Genomic DNA, 16,903 nt, shown 5'->3' with positions numbered 1-16,903 from the left:
CAGACCGTGGAGGGTGCCGCTTTAGTGGGGCTGGCGGTTCCGGTTCCTGGCCTTTTCACGCATGATGGGCGGCACCGTTTTCCGCGCCCGACGATGCCGTCGGCGCACACTGCCGAGGATCGAAACCGTCATGAAAGGAATCACGTTGGGAATGTCGCTACTGTTGCTGGGCTCGTCGAGTGTGGCGCTGGCGGAGGGCGATGACGCCGATGTTCGCAGTGCCGTCGATCCGATCATCGAGTCGTTGATGCAAGAGCAAAGTATTCCCGGTATGGCGGTGGCGGTGGTTCGCCCGCAGGGGGCGCGGATTCTGAACTACGGCGTCGCCGACCGTGACGACGGCACACCGGTCGATGGCGACACCCTGTTCGAGATCGGCTCGCTCAGCAAGACCTTTACCGCCGCCCTGGCATCGCTTGCCGTCGTCGAGGGCAAGCTCGACCTCGAGGCGCCGGTCAGCCGTTATCTGCCCGAGCTCGAGGGCAGCGCCTTCGACGAGATCTCCGGACGCAATCTTGGCACGCACACCACCGGCGGGCTGCCGCTGTTCGTGCCCGACGAGGTGACGGACCGCGACTCGCTGATGGCCTGGTATCGCCAGTGGCAGCCCACCGAGCCGATCGGCGAAAGCCGCACCTACTCCAACCTGGGCATCGGGCTGCTGGGGCTGGAAGCCGCCGCGAGTCTCGATCAGGCGTTCGTGCCGGCGGTGCAGGCTCGCGTGCTGGAACCACTCGGACTGGCGCATACTTTCTACGACGTTCCCGACGCGCAGATGGCGCATTACGCCATGGGCGAGGACAAGCAGGGCCAGCCCGTTCGCGTGTCGCCCGGTGTGCTCGACGACGAGGCCTACGGCATCAAGACCACCGCCGGCGATCTGGCTCGGTTGGTGCAGGCCAATCTCGGTCTGCTCGAGATCGACGATGATCTGCAGCGAGCGATCGATGCTACGCGCCACGGTCATGTCCAGGTCGGCGAGATGACCCAGGATCTGATCTGGGAGCAGTATCCGCTACCCGTTTCGCTCGATACGCTGCTGGCGGGCAACGGTTACGACATGATCCTGAAGCCCAACAAGGCCGAGGCGATCGAGCCATCTCAGTCGTCGCAAGTTCAGGCGCCGCGGGACGACGTCTGGGTCAACAAGACCGGCTCCACCAACGGCTTCGGCGGTTACGTGGTCCTCGTGCCCGGCAAACAGGTCGGATTGGTCATGCTGGCCAACCGCAACTATCCCAACGAGGCGCGAGTGAAGGCGGCCTACGAGATGCTGTCGAAACTCGATGTGATCGACGCCAGCAGCGCCGTGGAATAGCCAGTCTCGGGATGTGGGGGCGAGCCGCCGCAACGGAAACTCAGGTCTGCCAACGTAAACCGCCCGCCTCGGCTTGGCCGAGGCGGGCGGTCGTCGCTTACGGAGACGCGATCCGGATCAGCTGCCGCTGGTTTCCGGCTCCGAGGTCGAGGCGGGTGTCGTGGTCAGGTCCGGCTCGCTCAGCTCCAGCAGCTCGCGTGACATGGCGCGCACATCGTAGAGCAGCTGCGGATTATCGGCCAGTGCCTTGCCGTAGGAAGGTATCATCGCCTTCAGCTTGGTCTGCCACTTGTCGCTGGCTACCTGCTCGGGAAAGACTTTCTCGAGCAGCGCGAGCATGATCGACGGTGCCGTCGAGGCGCCGGGCGATGCGCCCAGCAGCGCGGCGATGGAGCCTTCCGCACCGGTGACCAGTTCGGTGCCGAACTGGAGCGTGCCGCCCTTGCCCTCGATGTCCTTGATCGTCTGCACCCGCTGTCCGGCGGTCCACAGCTTCCAGTCTTCGCGGTTGGCTTCCGGGTAATAGTGCTGGAGCTCCTTGAACTGGCCGCTTTCGGACATTCGCAGCTGGCTGATCAGATACCGCACCAGATCCATGTTGTTGATGCCGACCTTGGTCATCGGCCACAGATTGTTGGGCGTGATCGAGCGCATCAGATCGGTCCAGGAACCGTTCTTGAGGAACTTGCTCGAGAAGGTGGCGAACGGCCCGAACATGATTGCCGGGGTGCCATCGAGAATGCGCTTGTCGATGTGCGGTACCGACATCGGCGGCGAACCGGCGGGCGCCAGACCGTAGACCTTGGCGTCGTGCTTGGCGACGATTTCCGGATTGGTGGTGAAGAGGAACTGACCGCCGACCGGAAAACCACCGTACTGCCGGGCTTCCGGAATGCCGGATTTCTGCAGCAGCGTCAGAGCCGCACCGCCCGCGCCGATGAACACGAAGCGGGCGTTGACGGTGCGCTCGTTGCCACCGTCGCTGGTGTTGGCCACGGTGACTTTCCAGGTGCCGTCCACGTTGCGCTTCAGATCCCGCACCTGGGTGTTGACGGACAGGTGGAAATTGTCGCGGCGGGCCAGCGCGTTCATCATCTGGCGGGTGATCTCACCGAAGTTGACCTCGGTGCCGATCGGCATCCGCGTCGCGGCGACGGGCTCGCTGGTATCGCGCCCGGTCATGACCAGCGGTATCCACTCCGAGATCTTCTGGGGGTCGTCGGAATATTCCATACCGGCGTAGAGCGGGTTCTGGCGCATCGCCTCGAAGCGGGTCTTCAAGAACGAGACGCGCTCGCCACTCCAGACGAAGCTCAGGTGCGGTACGGTATTGATGAAGGAGCGCGGATTGGCCAGTACGCCTTCGCGAACCTGGCTCGCCCAGAACTGACGCGAAACCTCGAACTGCTCGGTGATCTTGACGGCGCGCTGAATGTCCACGCTGCCATCGGGCTGAGGCGAGGTGTAATTCATCTCGGCGAAGGCCGAGTGGCCGGTGCCAGCGTTGTTCCAGACGTTGGAGCTCTCTTCGGCTGCCTTGTCCAGACGCTCGTAGAGGTGAATGGTCCAATCGGGCTGCAGTGACTGGAGCAGGGTTCCCAGGGTGGCACTCATGGTGCCTCCGCCGATGAGGACGACGTCGACGTCTTGGGTGTCGCCGGATTCGGCTCCAGACTGGGTCTGCAGGCTAGAACAGAAGGTCATGCCGTGACGCAATTTCATGAAGGTTCTCTGTCTGATGGATACGGACAGGCGCGAACGCGACTAGGACGACAGTTTAATGAGGTCGTGGCGTTAGTGCCATGATTATGACGGCCCAGGGTTGGCGGCGAACGTAGTGTGAAGTTCTTTTTTAAATTACAAATCAATGCTTTATCTTTAAATTACGGAATTTTTACAACATTGAGAGGAGCGCGGGATGAATCTGTATCCAGGCGTCTGGACGCTGGCGGACCCGGAGACGGCGCTAGCCGGAGCTTGTCGACCGGGCTTCACATCATCGAACCTCGAGGAAAAATGACATGACACGACAAGCAGCACGCTATCTGAGTGTGGCGATCACGATTCTTCTGCTCGCCGGATGCACCCAGTCTCGAACACTGCCGGACGGTGAAACGGCAGGTAGCCAGCCGGCCGGGAGTGGTCAGGCCGTGACTGATATTCGTTACCAGGTCGGTCCCTGTCACGGTACGTGCCCGGTTTACAGTGTCGAAATCAGCGAAGACGGCACGACGCGCTTCACCGGGGAGCGATTCACGGCTGTCGATGGCGAGCGCGTACGCGTCAATGATCCCGAGCGATTCACGCGGATCGAGAGGCGGCTCGCCCCGTGGCAGCCAACGATGGGAACGACGATCGACACGCCGGATTGTGGCCCGCGCGCGACGGACCTGTCTCATTACACGGTGACGTGGACGAGCCGCGATGGAGAAACGGCGACCCTCGAGCATGACAGTGGCTGCCATTCGGCGGAGGCTCGTCGGTTGACGGAGCAGCTTCGCGCTCTGCCGCAAACGTTGGACATCGAGCCCTGGATCGAACGCTGACCGACCAACGGGGAACGGCGAAGCACCAGAGATGCTACGACCATTCAGTGCTTGACGTGCGGACATTCGTTTAGCATGCTAATTAGGCGTCGCGACAAAACGTCGCAGGACGTGCCATTACCGAAGGAGTGGTCATGAAAGCGTTCAATAAACTGTTTTCGATGTTGGCCGCCATCGTCGTCTCCGCCGTGTTGCCGTTTTCCATGGCCGCGGAGAGCGAAGCCAGCCAGCACCAGAGTTCCTACAGCGGCACCAGCGTCAATTCCTCCGTGGTCAGCGAGGACAAGCAGGACGACGAGTCGGCCTGAATCCCCATGTGCGAGATGCAAATGACGATGAGGCCCCGATGTCGACACGATATCGGGGCCTCGTCGTCTGCGTGGGCAGTAACGTTTATCGTTGTAGCTCAGGGTCGAATCTCTGGGCCTAAAGTCGGCTGGCAGTCGATGCCGCCGCAGGCGAGGATGAAGTCATCTTTCAGCCGGAGTCATGCCCATGCCTGTCTATGCCTATTTCGATGCGGTGCCGAATCTGCCGGACAGGGGGCGCTCCTGGGTCGCGCCTAGTGCTCACGTCATCGGGCAGGTCGAACTGGGAGAGGACGTGGGCGTCTGGTTCAACGTAGTGATCCGTGGCGACAATGACCGGATCCTGATCGGCGAGGGCAGCAATATTCAGGAAGGCTGCATGCTGCATACCGATCCCGGCTTCATGCTGCGTGTCGGCCGTGGCTGCACTATCGGCCATCACGCCATTCTTCACGGCTGCACCCTGGGCGACAACACACTGATCGGCATGGGAGCGACCGTGCTCAACGGCGCGCAGATCGGCAATAATTGCTTGGTCGGCGCCAACGCGCTGGTGACCGAAGGCAAGTCTTTCCCCGACAATTCACTGATCGTGGGCGCGCCGGCAAAGGCGGTGCGCACACTGGACGACAAGGCAATCGAGGGGCTGAAGGCCTCGGCAGCGCATTACGTCGAACGCTGGCAAGCCTTCTCTCGAGGTTTGAAACCGCTCGACATCGATTGACATTCGAGGCCTGTCCAGCCCCTGATCCAACCCGATAAACCTATTCCGCTTTCCTGCTTCTTCCCGAATATCGGCATGAACCTTCGTCATCGGCGAGGGTTTTGTCATTTGCGACTATCTTTGTATTCAACACGGCTAGCTTGTGTTCAATACGGCGAGAAAACGGTTTCAGGAGACTGCCATGACGAGCCAGTACACGACCGACGAACCCGCCCGGGAGGCGCTGTACGACATCGCCGGGCCCGCCGTGATCGAATTCGGCGCGCCCTGGTGCCCCTGGTGTCAGGCAGCTCAGCCGCTGATCGCCGAAGCGTTCGAAGGCGCGCAGGAGCTACCGTACTTCAGGATCGAGGATGGCAAGGGCCGGCCGCTGGGGCGGGCCTTCCGGGTCAAGCTCTGGCCGACGCTGATCTTTCTGCGTGACGGCGAGGAGGTCGCGCGCTGTGTCCGGCCGGAGTCGGCGGCGCCCTTGAAGCAGGCGCTGGCGAAAGTCGTCACGCCATCGTGAGAATTTCCGCTACGCTTGGCGCATTCCTGATTCACCGATAGAGGACTCTTCGTGGCCGCAGGCAGTCTACTGACACTACTCGACGATATCGCCACGTTGCTCGACGACGTTTCCCTCATGACCAAGGTGGCTGCCAAGAAGACGGCGGGCGTGCTGGGTGACGATCTGGCGCTCAATGCCCAGCAGGTCACCGGCGTTCGCGCCAGTCGCGAGCTGCCGATCGTGTGGGCCGTGGCGAAAGGATCGCTGCGCAACAAGCTGATTCTGGTGCCGGCGGCGCTTCTGATCAGCGTGATCGCTCCCTGGCTGATCACCCCGCTGCTGATGCTGGGCGGCGCGTTTCTCTGTTACGAAGGCGCGGAAAAGCTGGCCCACAAGTTTCTGCACGGTGGCGCCGAGGCAAGCAAGGAAGACGTCCGCGCCGCCGCGAAACTGAAGTCGAAGGAAGAGCGGCTGGCGTTCGAGAAGGACAAGATCAAGGGCGCCGTGCGAACCGACTTCATCCTCTCGGCGGAAATCATCGCCATTACGCTGGGCTCGGTGGCCAGCGCCAGTTTCACCCAGCAGGTCGTGGTCCTGGCGATCATCGCCGTCGCCATTACCGCGGCGGTTTACGGCCTGGTGGCCGGCATCGTCAAGCTCGACGATCTCGGCGTCTATCTCACCGAACGCTCGGCGAACTTCGCCCAGTCGATCGGTCGCGGGATTCTGTGGGCGGCGCCCTATCTGATGAAGCTGCTGTCGATCGTCGGCACCATCGCGATGTTTCTGGTCGGCGGCAGTATTCTGACGCATGGCGTTCCCTTCATTCACCATGCCATCGAGAATTTCGCCGAAGTGCCGGCCGATATTCCCGGCGTGGGCGCGATCATCCAGCCGTTGACGCCCATGTTGCTCAACTTCGCTTGCGGCCTGGTGGCGGGGGCGATAGTGCTCGGCGTGGTGCAACTGCTCAAGAAGCTTCGGTCCGGCAGCGGCCACTGACAAGGCAAAGCGCTGCGTGCGAGAAGCGGGCGAACTCACGAATCAACCCATGATCAGCTCATGGATCAACCCGCGAGCAGGGCGCGCTCCAGGGCGAAGACATGGGCGTCCTCGAATCCCAGCTCGCGCAACGCGGCCGCCAGATTGAGCAGATAGTCGCGGTTGGGGCCGCTCGGGCCGTGAGAGGCCGCGATCTGGCGCGCGATCTCGGCTTCCGAAGCCGGGCCGAGATAGGCGGCGTTATCCTCTCCCGCCAAGTACACCACGCCCTCGACTCGGCTGACATGATCCGAGGGCGAGTCCTCGAAGGTCATCTCTGTCACGACGCGCAGATAGCCATTCTTCTCACGGATATCCAGCGGTTCGAACACGCGGGGAGAGATGCGATAGGCCATGCCGTGGCAGATCGCATCGGCATCCGGCGTAAGCGTCACGACCCGCCCCGGCGCTTCCGGCGTGCCACGATGATCGTGGGAGCCTTGCCAGAAGCGCCGCGTCCAGCCGCGAATCGAGGCCGGGCGGCGTTCCAGGTAGTCGAAGTCCGCCTTCCAGATCAGTGAACCGTAACTGAACAGCCATACCGATTCGTGGTCATCGAAGTAGGTCATCCGGCGATTGTGGGCAGTGGTATCGAAAGACATGAGACTCCGGTGTTGAAGACTGGCGAGCGGGTGTGTGCCGTGGCGGGAGAGTAATATGCGGTGGCGAGTGTTCGATCTCAAGGCCGGCGGGGCGCGCGTTTTCCGCCACTCATCGTGGCAGTCCCCTGCCGATTTGACAGTTGGCCCGGCGATGCCATGTTGAAGCTCTATCATCATTGAAACTCCGTCATCGCTTCCGGGAGCCATCATGGCCAGTCAAAAACGGATCATCGCGGCACTGATGCAGCGTCATGGACGCACCTTCGCCAGCGAACTGGGCATCGACCTGCGTAAGAACACACCGTCGCCACTGTTTCGTCTGCTCTGCTATTCGCTGCTGACCAGTGCGCCGATCAGTGCCGAGCTGGCGATGCGTGGCACCAGGGCGATGGCCAAGGCCGGCTGGACGACGCCGCAGAAACTGCAGGCGAGCGACTGGGAAACCCGGGCGCGGGTACTCAACGAGTCCGGCTACGCGCGCGTCGACGAAAAGACCGCCACGCAGTTGGCGGAAATGAACGCCGCGCTGCTGGAGACCTACGGTGGCGACCTGCGCAAGTTGCGCGAAGCGGCGGAAGGTAGCCCCAAGGCGTTGCGGAAACGGCTCAAGGCCTTCAAGGGAATCGGCGGCACCGGCGCCGATATCTTTCTGCGCGAGATCCAGCTGGTGTGGGACGAATGCTACCCCTATGCCGACAAGGCCGCGCTCTCCGCGGCCGAAAAACTGGGGCTCAAGGCCGATGCCGATAAGCTCGCCGACAAGGTATCCCGCGAGGATTACCCCAGGCTGATGGCCGCGCTGGTGCGCTGCAAGCTGGAGAAGGATGTCCAGGGCGTGCGGGACGCGGCCAAGGGCTGAGCGCCTACCACTGGCGCTTCGGGTCGCTCAGCCACTTGCCCACCGGCCCGATGCCGTCCGTACACCAGGGCTCGCTCAGCCGGGTGATGAAAAAGCGGGGCTGCTTGCCGAACGCCCGGTTCAACCGCGAACGCAGAAACTCGATCGGGTCGGTCGACTCGATCAGCCAGGTCGTGCGAAACAGCGGGATGGATTCGAACCGTCCGAGCATCGACTCCAGGCGATGGCTATCCATTCTTCCCAGCGGTCTGTCGAAGGTCAGGCAGTAAATGCCCATGGCATGCTCCTTGCTGCCGAATTAGCCAACCTTCAGCGTAGACCGATCGGCGACGGCTTGTCCTTGTCCCCGATCGAATCCGTTGGTCATGAGCGCTCAGGATACAGGGTCATCCGCCGTTGCCGCTTCGCCGGCGGCCTTTGGCAGGATCAGGTTGAGAATGATCGATGCCAGCGCCCCGGGGATCAGGCCCGACTCCAGCAGTACGCCGATCTGCTGAGGCGCGCCTTCGTACAGCCCGCTCTGGGCCGGCAGGCCGATCGCCAGTGCCAGGGAGATACCGACGATCAGCATGTTGCGCTTGTTGAAGGCAGCGCGGGAGAGCATCTTGACGCCGGCACTGGCGATCATCCCGAACATGATGATGACCGCGCCGCCCAGCACCGCCGCCGGGATTGCCGAAACCAGCGCGCCCAGCTTGGGGATCAGGCCCGCCAGCACCAGAAACCCGCCGCCGATGGCGACGACGAAACGGCTGGCGACACCGGTCAGGGCGACCAGGCCGACATTCTGGCTGAAGCTGATCTGCGGGAAGGCACCGAACAGCGACGCGAAACTGCTGGAGAGGCCGTCCGCCATGACGCCGCCGGACAGCTCCCGCTTGGTGGCCTCGCGCTCGGCGCCGCCAATCGCCGTGCCGGAGATGTCGCCGATCGATTCGGCACAGGTCACCACCGACATCAGCGTGATCGCCAGAATCGCCGCCGGATCGAAACTCAGCCCGATCTCGAAGGGGACCGGCAACTGGAACCAGCTGGCATCGGCGACCTTGGACACGTCGAGCAGGCCCATTGGCGCCGCGACCGCACAGCCGACGAGGATGCCGATCAGCACGGCGGCCTCGGAGAGAAAGCCACGGCAGAACTGATGAAACGCCACGGTGACGATGAAGACCAGCGCGGCCAGCAGCAGGTGATGCGGCGCTCCGAAGTCCTCGGCGCCGACGCCGCCGCCGACATAGGCGAAACCCACCGGTAGCAGCAGAATGCCGATCAGCAGCACGAAAGTGCCGGACACCACCGGCGGAAAGAATACGCTCAGGCGCTTGTAGAAAACGCCCACCACCGCCATGGCCAGGCCGCCGATCAACGCGCCGCCGAAGACGGCCGGCAGACCCTGGGCAGCGGCGATCGGGATCATCACTGGTACGAAGCCGAAGCTGGTGCCCATGACGATCGGCAGGCGTGCACCCAGCGGGCCGATACCCAGCGTCTGGATCAGCGTGGCGATCCCCGCCACGAACATCGCCATCTGTACCAGGAAAACGGTATCCGCCCCCGAAAGGCCCGCCGCGCCAGCGATGATCAGCGGCACGGCGGCATTGCTGACGAACATCGCCAGCACATGTTGTATACCAAGTGGAATCGCCTTTCGGAGCGGCGGGACGTAGTCGACATCGCGTAGCCGGCTGTCGCTTTCACCGGCATGGCGGCGGTCCTCATGCCCGGCATGACGGCTCACCGTGGTTGTATCCTGACTCATCGGGAACTCCAAGTCCGTTGTTGTTGTCTACCTTTGTCGAACTACTCTAGAGCGTTTTTGTGTACAAAAAAACCGTTAAAGCGAAAGGCGTGGGCGACGCCGGCTTCAGTTCCCGTTGTCCTCCGGCCACCAGCGCGCCAGCACGGACTCCGCCTGGCGCTTGATGTCCTCGTCGATATAGATCGACACGGCCACCAGCGCGGCCGCCAGTACGCTGGCGTCATCGGTATAGCCGACGCCGGCGACGAAGTCGGGGATCGCATCCAGCGGCGAGATGAAATAGCCCAGCGCCCCGATGATCGTCGACTTTGCCCAGAGAGGGACATCGGGCCGCTTGAGCACGAAGTAGAGCTGCAGCGCTTTCAGTGCCACCTCGCGCCCGGCCCGCTTGCCGAAGCGGGTCAGCTTGCGCCAGAAGCGCTCGTCGCTGTAGACGTCGTGATGGGCGTTCTCGTTCTGGAGGCCAAGGTCGCCTTCCGGCAGGTGAATGGTATCGTCATGGACGATGTCGCCAGCAGGGCCGGACACTCGATCGCGAGAAGCCCGGACTCGAGAAAACAGGTCACGGCTAGACAGTGAATCACGGGTAAACAGGGGCATGATGGTGCTCCGTCGTGGCGGGCAATCGTTACAGTCTAGTCAGCACGTCGGCGGGGGCACAACGCTGGCCAGGGCGATCCGCCGACGGCAATGGCGATACCGATGATCTGGATCCTGATGACATGCTAATGTTGAGTCTAACGTCGACTGTCGACACTTCTCGCGTTCACGGCTGGTGCTTTCGGAGTGCGATTATCTGCCCGGAAGCCTGGCGTCGAACCAGGCGGATCCACTCCAACATAACAAGGACAAAGACATGACTTCGGCACTTTCAAATCAGGACTCTTCACAGCGCACAAGCCCGGCGCGACATTCTACGCAATCACTCGACGTCGACGGCGAACGGCTGTGGCAGACGCTGATGGAACTGGCCGAGATCGGCGGCACGCCCAGGGGCGGCTGCAACCGTCAGGCACTGACCGAGCTCGACCGGCAGGGGCGTGAACTGCTGATTCGCTGGTGTGAAGCCGAAGGCCTCGAGGTGCGCTTCGATGCCATCGGCAACATCTTCGCCCGGCGCGCCGGCCGTGAGGACAGCGCTGACCCGATCGTCATCGGCAGTCATATCGACACTCAGCCTACCGGCGGCAAGTATGACGGCTGCTTCGGCGTGCTGGCGGCGCTGGAAGTCATCCGCACGCTGAACGCCGGCGGCATCGAGACCGAGCGGCCGATCGAGCTGGTCTCCTGGACCAACGAGGAGGGCTGCCGCTTCGCGCCCTGCATGATGGGCTCCGGCGTCTTCGCCGGGCAGGTGGCACTGGAAGACGCGTTGTCGCGTACCGACGCCGATGGCGTCACCGCCGGCGAGGCGCTGAAGGCGATCGGCTACGTTGGCGACAATACCGCTTGCCCGACGCGCTTTGCCGGCTATCTCGAGGCGCATATCGAGCAGGGGCCGATTCTCGAGGATACCGGCGACACCATCGGTGTGGTGACCGGGGCGCTGGGCCTGAAGTGGTTCGACGTCACGATCACCGGCATGGCCGCCCACTCCGGTTCCACGCCGATGCATCTGCGCCAGGATGCGCTGCTCGGCGCCACCCGGATCGTCGAGGCGGTCAATCGGATCGCCCAGTCGCATCAGCCCGACGGGCGAGGCACCGTGGGGGCCTTCCAGCTATTGCCCAACTCCCGCAACGTGATTCCCGGCCAGGTCATTCTCAGCGTCGATTTTCGCCACAGCGAGAGCGAAGTGCTCGAGACCATGGTCGCCGAATTCCGGCGAGCACTGGACGAGATCGTCGGCGACAGCGCTCTCGGCATCGACGTCACGCCGACGGCGGACTATCCGCCCCAGCACTTTCATCCCGAATGCATCGCAGCGGTGCGACAGGGTGCGCTGGCAGGCGGCTATGCTCATCGCGACATCGTCAGCGGTGCCGGGCATGACGCGGTATTCATTGGCGACATCGCACCGGCCGCGATGATCTTCATCCCGTGCGAGAAAGGCATCAGCCACAACGAAGCCGAGTACGCGACGCCGGAGGACATCACTGCCGGCGCCAACGTGCTGCTGCACGCAACGCTGAGTCTGGCCGGGGTGGGTGAATGAGTCCCGATATCCAGGCGACCAGGCTCGCCGAGCTGACGGCGCACGAGGCGTTGGCACTATTCAAGCGCGGCGAGCTCTCGCCGCTGGAGCTGACCCGAGACTGCCTGGCACGAATCGAGCGTCACAACCCGGTCGTCAACGCGTTTTGTCATGTCGATACCGAGGGTGCCCTGAACGCGGCACGAGCATCCGAACAGCGCTGGCGACGAGGCGAGCCTGTGGGGCCGCTGGATGGCGTACCCGGCACGATCAAGGATCTGACCCTGACCGCCGGCATGCCGACGCGCAAGGGCTCGACCACCACGCCGGCGGAGGGCCCTTGGGAGATCGATGCACCGTTGACTGCCCATATGCGCAAGGCTGGTGCGGTGCTGCTGGGCAAGACCACCACGCCTGAATTCGGCTGGAAAGGTGTCACCGACAACCCGCTCTACGGGGTGACGCGCAACCCCTGGAATCCCGAGCTCACGGCCGGGGGTTCTTCCGGGGGCGCCGGCGCTGCGGCCGCGCTCAACCTGGGCATGCTGCATCAGGGCAGTGATGCTGGCGGCTCGATCCGCATTCCCTGCGGATTTACCGGCACCTTCGGCATCAAGCCGACCTTCGGCTGGATTCCGCAATGGCCGGCCAGCGCCATGAGCACGCTCTCACACCTGGGACCGATGACCCGCACCGCCACCGATAGTTCGCTGATGCTCTCGGTCATCGCCCGGCCCGACGCCAGGGATGGCTACGCCGGCACCGCCTGTCCGATCGATTGGCTGGCGACCGGACCACGGAACCTAGAAGGCATGCGTATCGCCTACAGTCGCGATCTGGGCTATGTCGCGGTGGCGCCGGACATCCTGCGCGTCGTTGACGCCGCAGTCGAACGGCTCAAATCGCTGGGGGCCGAGGTGGTCGAGATCGATCCCGGCTTCGACTCGCCCAAGGCGACCTTCGATACGCTCTGGCACGCCGGTGCCTCGCGCCTGCTGGACGGGCTGAACGACGCCCAGCGGGACGCGCTCGATCCCGGTCTGCGTGCCATCGCCGAGCATGGCAAGACGCTCACGCTGACCGATTATCTCGTCGCTCGCGAAGCGCGAACGGCGCTCACGGCCCACATGGCCGAATTCCACCGCGAGTTCGATCTGCTGGTGACGCCGACCTTGCCGCTCTCGCCCTTCGCCGCCGGTCACGACGTGCCGCCAGGCAGCGGCTACGTCGACTGGGTCGACTGGACCCCGTTCAGCTACCCGTTCAACCTCACTCAGCAGCCCGCCGCATCGCTTCCCTGTGGCCTGGATGACCATGGCTTGCCGGTTGGCCTGCATCTGGTGGGGCCACGCTACCGCGATGACCGGGTGATGGCGGTGGCGCGACTGCTGGAGGCGCAGTTGCCGCGGCTGACGCCGCAGATGGCGAGAGAGTGAGTCAGCCCCCTCAATGGCTGCGCACCGCGCCCGGCGTCCTGCCCGTGGCGCGCTTGAAGGCGCGGCTGAAGGCGGCCTGGGAGCCGTAGCCGAGCCGTTCGGCGACCTGCTCGATCGATAGCTGCCGCTCGGCGATCCATTGCGTGGCCAGGCGCATGCGCAGTTGGGTGACATAGCCGAGCGGCGACACGCCCAGCGAGTGGCGGAATCGTTCGGCGAATACCGAGCGGGAGCTGCCCATCTCCGCTGCCATGGCGGCGACCGTCCAGTCGCGGCCGGGCTCGCGGTGGACGGCGGCGATGACCTTGCCCAGACGCGGATCGCGCAGCGCCTCGACCCAGCCGCCGATATCGGCACAGTCACACTCGACCCAGCCTCGCACGATGCTGGCGGCCACCACATCGGCCAGCCGCGAGAGAATACCGGCGGCACCGGCGCGTTCGAGACTCGCTTCGCGCGCCATTGCCTCCAGCATCGGCAGCATCTCCGGATGGCGCGAGAGCAGCGTGCCGACATGCATCACTCCCGGCATCAGCGTCATCAGCGGCTGCATGCCCCCCAAGTCGAACTGCATGCAGCCGCTGAACAGGCGAGCCGGCGGCGCGCCGTCGAGCCTGTCGGCACATTCATCGACGCAGCTGAAGTCCTCGCACAGTGGCAGCGCCTCGATCTGCTCGATATCGCGGCTCTGCACCTCCGGCGAGGAGAGCAGATCATGGCGGCCGCCCCGCGGGAGCAGTACGGCATCGCCGGATGCCAGCACCTGCTCGCTGTCGCCGAGCCGCAGCAGAACTGGCCCTTGAGCGACGAAGTGGAATTGCGCGCAGCGGATGTCGGTATCGAAACGAATGCCGAAGGGCGGCGCTATCTGGACGCGCCGATAGCTCACTCCGGATAGTCGCATGCCGAGAAGCAGCTCGTTGATCCATTCGCTGGAGCTGGCCTCGATGCCGACGCTGGCCCCATTTTCGGACTTTTGGTCAAACATGTCGGAGCTTTAGTGATAGAGGGTCTTGAGATGCTACTTTAGTCTAGGCGTCATCCCAAGTCTTGATCGGAAATCTCGAAATGACGACGCAAGAACCTCGACACTTGACTCAGACGGCGCCAGAGCCCTCGCGCTGGATCGCCGTATTCTCGCTGACGATGGGCGTGTTCAGCCTAGTGATGGCGGAATTTTTGCCGGCCAGCCTGCTGACGCCGATGGCGGAGTCGCTCGCGATCAGCGAGGGGCAAACCGGGCAGGCCGTTACCGTAACGGCGATCGTGGCACTGCTTTCAGGATTGCTGGTGACGGCAGTGACCCAGCGGCTCGATCGCCGTCATGTGCTGCTGGCGTTCGGCGTGGCGAACTTCGTCGGCACGCTGGTCGCGGGATTCCTGCTCGAGCGCAGCCTGAGACTGACGCTATTGCTGATGCCGCTGCTCATGGGCGTAATGGGCTGGTTGCTGGCCACGCTGGGCGGTTTCTCGATGGGCACCGACGCCATCATGGTGGCGGTATGGGGCTTCGTCTTCGGCGCGGTGCCGGTCGCCTGGTCGACCTGGATCACCCGTGTCGTCCCGGACGAAGCCGAAAGCGGCGGCGGCCTCATCGTGGCCTCGATTCAACTGGCAATCGCGCTGGGCGCGGCCGTCGGCGGGGTGATGTTCGATCTCAGCGGGGTCCTGGGCGTCTGTGCGACGGCTGGCACGCTGCTGCTGGCTGCTGCTGCGCTGATCCTGGTGGCGGTCAGGACGCGGCCGGAGACGTCGGCCGATCGCGACGCCATGACGGCAACCTGTCAGTAAACGTGAAAGCGTCGGCAAATCCGGCCGGCGGTGCCGGGGTCTCGGCCGGGATTCGGTCGGGAGGATGGGTGAGCCCATCTTGCTTGTCGGGCAGAGATGATGGTCTGCTATAAGGAATCCGCCCCAAGGACCATCGAAAGGAACCGACGATGAGTATCGATCCCCAAGCAGGACGCTTGCCCGATGAACACAGTCTCGCCAATCTGCCGCGTCTGGTGTCGCGCTATTACAGCGAACGCCCGGACGCCAGCGATCCCGGCCAGCAGGTCGCCTTCGGCACTTCGGGCCATCGCGGCTCGTCGCTGAAGACGAGCTTCAACGAGTGGCACATCCTGGCGACGACCCAGGCGATCTGCGAGTACCGCGAGGCCCAGGGGATCGATGGGCCGTTGTTCATCGGCATGGATACGCATGCGCTGTCCGAGCCGGCATTCGTCTCCGCGCTGGAAGTGCTGGCGGCCAACGACGTCGAGACGCGGATCGACGCCGGCTGCGAGGAGACCGGTGGTGAGGTCGGTTACACGCCGACGCCGGCAATCTCCAACGCCATTCTGGTCTACAACCAGGGGCGCACCAGCGGTCTGGCTGACGGCATCGTGATCACGCCGTCGCATAACCCGCCGGTGGATGGCGGTTTCAAGTACAACCCCACCAACGGCGGCCCCGCCGACACCAATGTCACCAAGTGGATTCAGGAGCGCGCCAACGAGCTACTCGCCGGCGGGCTCGAGGGCGTTCGTCGCGTCGGTTATGCCGAAGCGCTGAAGGCGCCGACCACCCAGCGCTTCGATTTCATCGACAGCTATGTCAGCGGATTGGACAAGGTCATCGACATGGCCGCAATTCGCGATTCCGGACTCAAGTTCGGCGTCGATCCGCTGGGCGGCGCCGGCGTGCACTACTGGCCGCGTATCGCCAAGCGCTACGATCTGCCGCTGGAAGTGATCTCCACCACCGTCGACCCGACCTTCCGCTTCATGCGCGTCGACTGGGACGGCAAGATCCGCATGGACTGCTCGTCGCCTCACGCCATGGCAGGGCTGATCGAGAACAAGGATCGCTTCGACGTCTCGTTTGCCTGCGACACCGACCATGATCGCCACGGCATCGTCGCGCGCTCGACCGGGCTTCTGAATCCCAACCACTACCTGGCCGTCGCCATCGAGTATCTCTTCACTCATCGTCCGGACTGGGGCGACAAGGCCGCCATCGGCAAGACGCTGGTGTCGTCGTCGATGATCGATTACGTCGCCGAAGGCCTGGGCCGGGACGTGGTCGAGGTGCCGGTGGGCTTCAAGTGGTTCGTCGATGGCCTGATCGAGGGCACTCTCGGCTTCGGCGGCGAGGAATCCGCCGGCGCCTCGTTCCTGACGCGGGACGGCAAGCCCTGGTCCACCGACAAGGACGGCATCATTCTCGGCCTGCTGGCCGCCGAGATCACCGCCGTGACCGGCAAGGATCCGGGCGAGCGCTATCAGGCGCTCACCGAGCGCTTCGGGGCGCCGGTCTACGAGCGCGTGGACGCGCCGGCCAACCGCGAGCAGAAGGCCAGGCTCGGCAAGCTCTCGCCGGAACAGGTCACCGCCGACACGCTCGCTGGCCACCCGATCACCCGCAAGCTGACCGAAGCGCCTGGCAACGGCGCCGCCATCGGCGGGCTCAAGGTGGTCACCGAGGCGGGCTGGTTCGCCGCGCGCCCCTCCGGCACCGAGGATGTCTACAAGATCTACGCCGAAAGCTTCGAGGGCGAGGAGCATCTCAAGCGGATTCAGGAAGAGGCCAAGGCGCTGGTCGATCAGGTGCTGGCGGGCTAGATCCGGCGACGAGACGACCCTGCAGGAAAAACAAGAGCGGGCTGCGCATGCAGCCCGCTCTTTTTTGCGTTTAAACCCTAC

General features: G+C 63.8%; 17 protein-coding genes. 11 read left to right on the top strand and 6 right to left on the bottom strand.

Annotation, left to right across the window (positions count from 1 at the left end; all coding sequences use genetic code 11):
• Window positions 1-130: 130 nt before the first annotated feature.
• Entirely contained in the window at window positions 131-1,318 is a 1,188-nt protein-coding gene (gene ampC, locus R3F72_RS11100) for a class C beta-lactamase (RefSeq protein ID WP_332779658.1), read from the top strand.
• A gap of 117 nt (window positions 1,319-1,435) precedes the next feature.
• Here ampC and mqo read toward each other — a convergent pair whose 3' ends face one another.
• Entirely contained in the window at window positions 1,436-3,040 is a 1,605-nt protein-coding gene (mqo, locus tag R3F72_RS11095) for a malate dehydrogenase (quinone) (RefSeq protein WP_087718577.1), read from the bottom strand.
• A gap of 299 nt (window positions 3,041-3,339) precedes the next feature.
• On the opposite strand from mqo, the gene R3F72_RS11090 reads away from it, so the two are divergent.
• The 5 genes from R3F72_RS11090 to R3F72_RS11070 all read left to right on the top strand — a co-directional run bounded on the left by R3F72_RS11090 (window position 3,340) and on the right by R3F72_RS11070 (window position 6,388).
• A complete protein-coding gene (locus R3F72_RS11090; RefSeq protein ID WP_087718576.1) occupies window positions 3,340-3,864 on the top strand; it encodes a DUF6438 domain-containing protein in 525 nt (174 codons plus the stop codon).
• Between the two features lie 134 nt (window positions 3,865-3,998).
• Window positions 3,999-4,172: a hypothetical protein gene (locus tag R3F72_RS11085; RefSeq protein ID WP_157957066.1), complete on the top strand. Its 174-nt coding sequence runs from the start codon at window positions 3,999-4,001 to the stop codon at window positions 4,170-4,172.
• Window positions 4,173-4,359: 187 nt separating this feature from the next.
• Window positions 4,360-4,896 (top strand): gamma carbonic anhydrase family protein, encoded by a 537-nt coding sequence (locus tag R3F72_RS11080; protein ID WP_332779657.1) that lies wholly within the window; start codon window positions 4,360-4,362, stop codon window positions 4,894-4,896.
• Window positions 4,897-5,077: 181 nt separating this feature from the next.
• Window positions 5,078-5,404, top strand: a complete 327-nt coding sequence (locus tag R3F72_RS11075; protein WP_332779656.1) for a thioredoxin family protein — start codon at window positions 5,078-5,080, stop codon at window positions 5,402-5,404.
• A gap of 51 nt (window positions 5,405-5,455) precedes the next feature.
• Window positions 5,456-6,388, top strand: a complete 933-nt coding sequence (locus tag R3F72_RS11070) for a DUF808 domain-containing protein (protein ID WP_332779655.1) — start codon at window positions 5,456-5,458, stop codon at window positions 6,386-6,388.
• Window positions 6,389-6,453: 65 nt separating this feature from the next.
• Here R3F72_RS11070 and R3F72_RS11065 read toward each other — a convergent pair whose 3' ends face one another.
• Window positions 6,454-7,029: a gamma-glutamylcyclotransferase gene (locus tag R3F72_RS11065; RefSeq protein WP_332779654.1), complete on the bottom strand. Its 576-nt coding sequence runs from the start codon at window positions 7,027-7,029 to the stop codon at window positions 6,454-6,456.
• 208 nt (window positions 7,030-7,237) lie between these two features.
• Here R3F72_RS11065 and R3F72_RS11060 point away from each other — a divergent pair, with 208 nt between their 5' ends.
• On the top strand, window positions 7,238-7,888 hold the full coding sequence (locus R3F72_RS11060) for a hypothetical protein (protein ID WP_218776975.1): 651 nt from the start codon (window positions 7,238-7,240) through the stop codon (window positions 7,886-7,888).
• A gap of 4 nt (window positions 7,889-7,892) precedes the next feature.
• Here the strand turns inward: R3F72_RS11060 and R3F72_RS11055 are convergent, their stop codons facing one another.
• From R3F72_RS11055 to R3F72_RS11045, 3 genes are all read right to left on the bottom strand, one after another.
• Window positions 7,893-8,165, bottom strand: coding sequence for a hypothetical protein (locus R3F72_RS11055; RefSeq protein ID WP_071230896.1), 273 nt, complete (start codon window positions 8,163-8,165; stop codon window positions 7,893-7,895).
• A 96-nt stretch (window positions 8,166-8,261) separates the two neighbouring features.
• On the bottom strand, window positions 8,262-9,647 hold the full coding sequence (locus R3F72_RS11050) for a uracil-xanthine permease family protein (protein ID WP_332779653.1): 1,386 nt from the start codon (window positions 9,645-9,647) through the stop codon (window positions 8,262-8,264).
• Between the two features lie 105 nt (window positions 9,648-9,752).
• Window positions 9,753-10,247, bottom strand: a complete 495-nt coding sequence (locus R3F72_RS11045) for a YkvA family protein (RefSeq protein ID WP_332779652.1) — start codon at window positions 10,245-10,247, stop codon at window positions 9,753-9,755.
• Between the two features lie 256 nt (window positions 10,248-10,503).
• Between R3F72_RS11045 and R3F72_RS11040 the strand changes: the two genes are divergently transcribed.
• Entirely contained in the window at window positions 10,504-11,802 is a 1,299-nt protein-coding gene (locus R3F72_RS11040) for a Zn-dependent hydrolase (RefSeq protein ID WP_332779651.1), read from the top strand.
• The gene (locus tag R3F72_RS11035; protein ID WP_332779650.1) at window positions 11,799-13,217 is read left to right on the top strand and encodes an amidase; all 1,419 of its coding nucleotides are present in this window, start codon (window positions 11,799-11,801) and stop codon (window positions 13,215-13,217) included. The genes R3F72_RS11040 and R3F72_RS11035 overlap by 4 nt, the downstream gene beginning before the upstream one ends.
• A 10-nt stretch (window positions 13,218-13,227) precedes the next feature.
• Here the strand turns inward: R3F72_RS11035 and R3F72_RS11030 are convergent, their stop codons facing one another.
• The gene (locus tag R3F72_RS11030; RefSeq protein ID WP_332779649.1) at window positions 13,228-14,205 is read right to left on the bottom strand and encodes an AraC family transcriptional regulator; all 978 of its coding nucleotides are present in this window, start codon (window positions 14,203-14,205) and stop codon (window positions 13,228-13,230) included.
• Between the two features lie 80 nt (window positions 14,206-14,285).
• Here R3F72_RS11030 and R3F72_RS11025 point away from each other — a divergent pair, with 80 nt between their 5' ends.
• Together R3F72_RS11025 and pgm are read left to right on the top strand one after the other, a co-directional pair.
• Window positions 14,286-15,008, top strand: coding sequence for a hypothetical protein (locus R3F72_RS11025; RefSeq protein WP_332779648.1), 723 nt, complete (start codon window positions 14,286-14,288; stop codon window positions 15,006-15,008).
• 149 nt (window positions 15,009-15,157) lie between these two features.
• The gene (gene pgm / locus R3F72_RS11020; protein ID WP_332779647.1) at window positions 15,158-16,822 is read left to right on the top strand and encodes a phosphoglucomutase (alpha-D-glucose-1,6-bisphosphate-dependent); all 1,665 of its coding nucleotides are present in this window, start codon (window positions 15,158-15,160) and stop codon (window positions 16,820-16,822) included.
• Window positions 16,823-16,903 lie beyond the last annotated feature (81 nt).

Origin of the sequence: Salinicola sp. 4072 (assembly GCF_036663415.1) — a bacterium.
GTDB lineage: Bacteria > Pseudomonadota > Gammaproteobacteria > Pseudomonadales > Halomonadaceae > Salinicola > Salinicola salarius_A.
The sequence above is the reverse complement of the archived record's forward strand: the minus strand, read 5'-3'. Positions and strand labels throughout refer to the sequence as shown.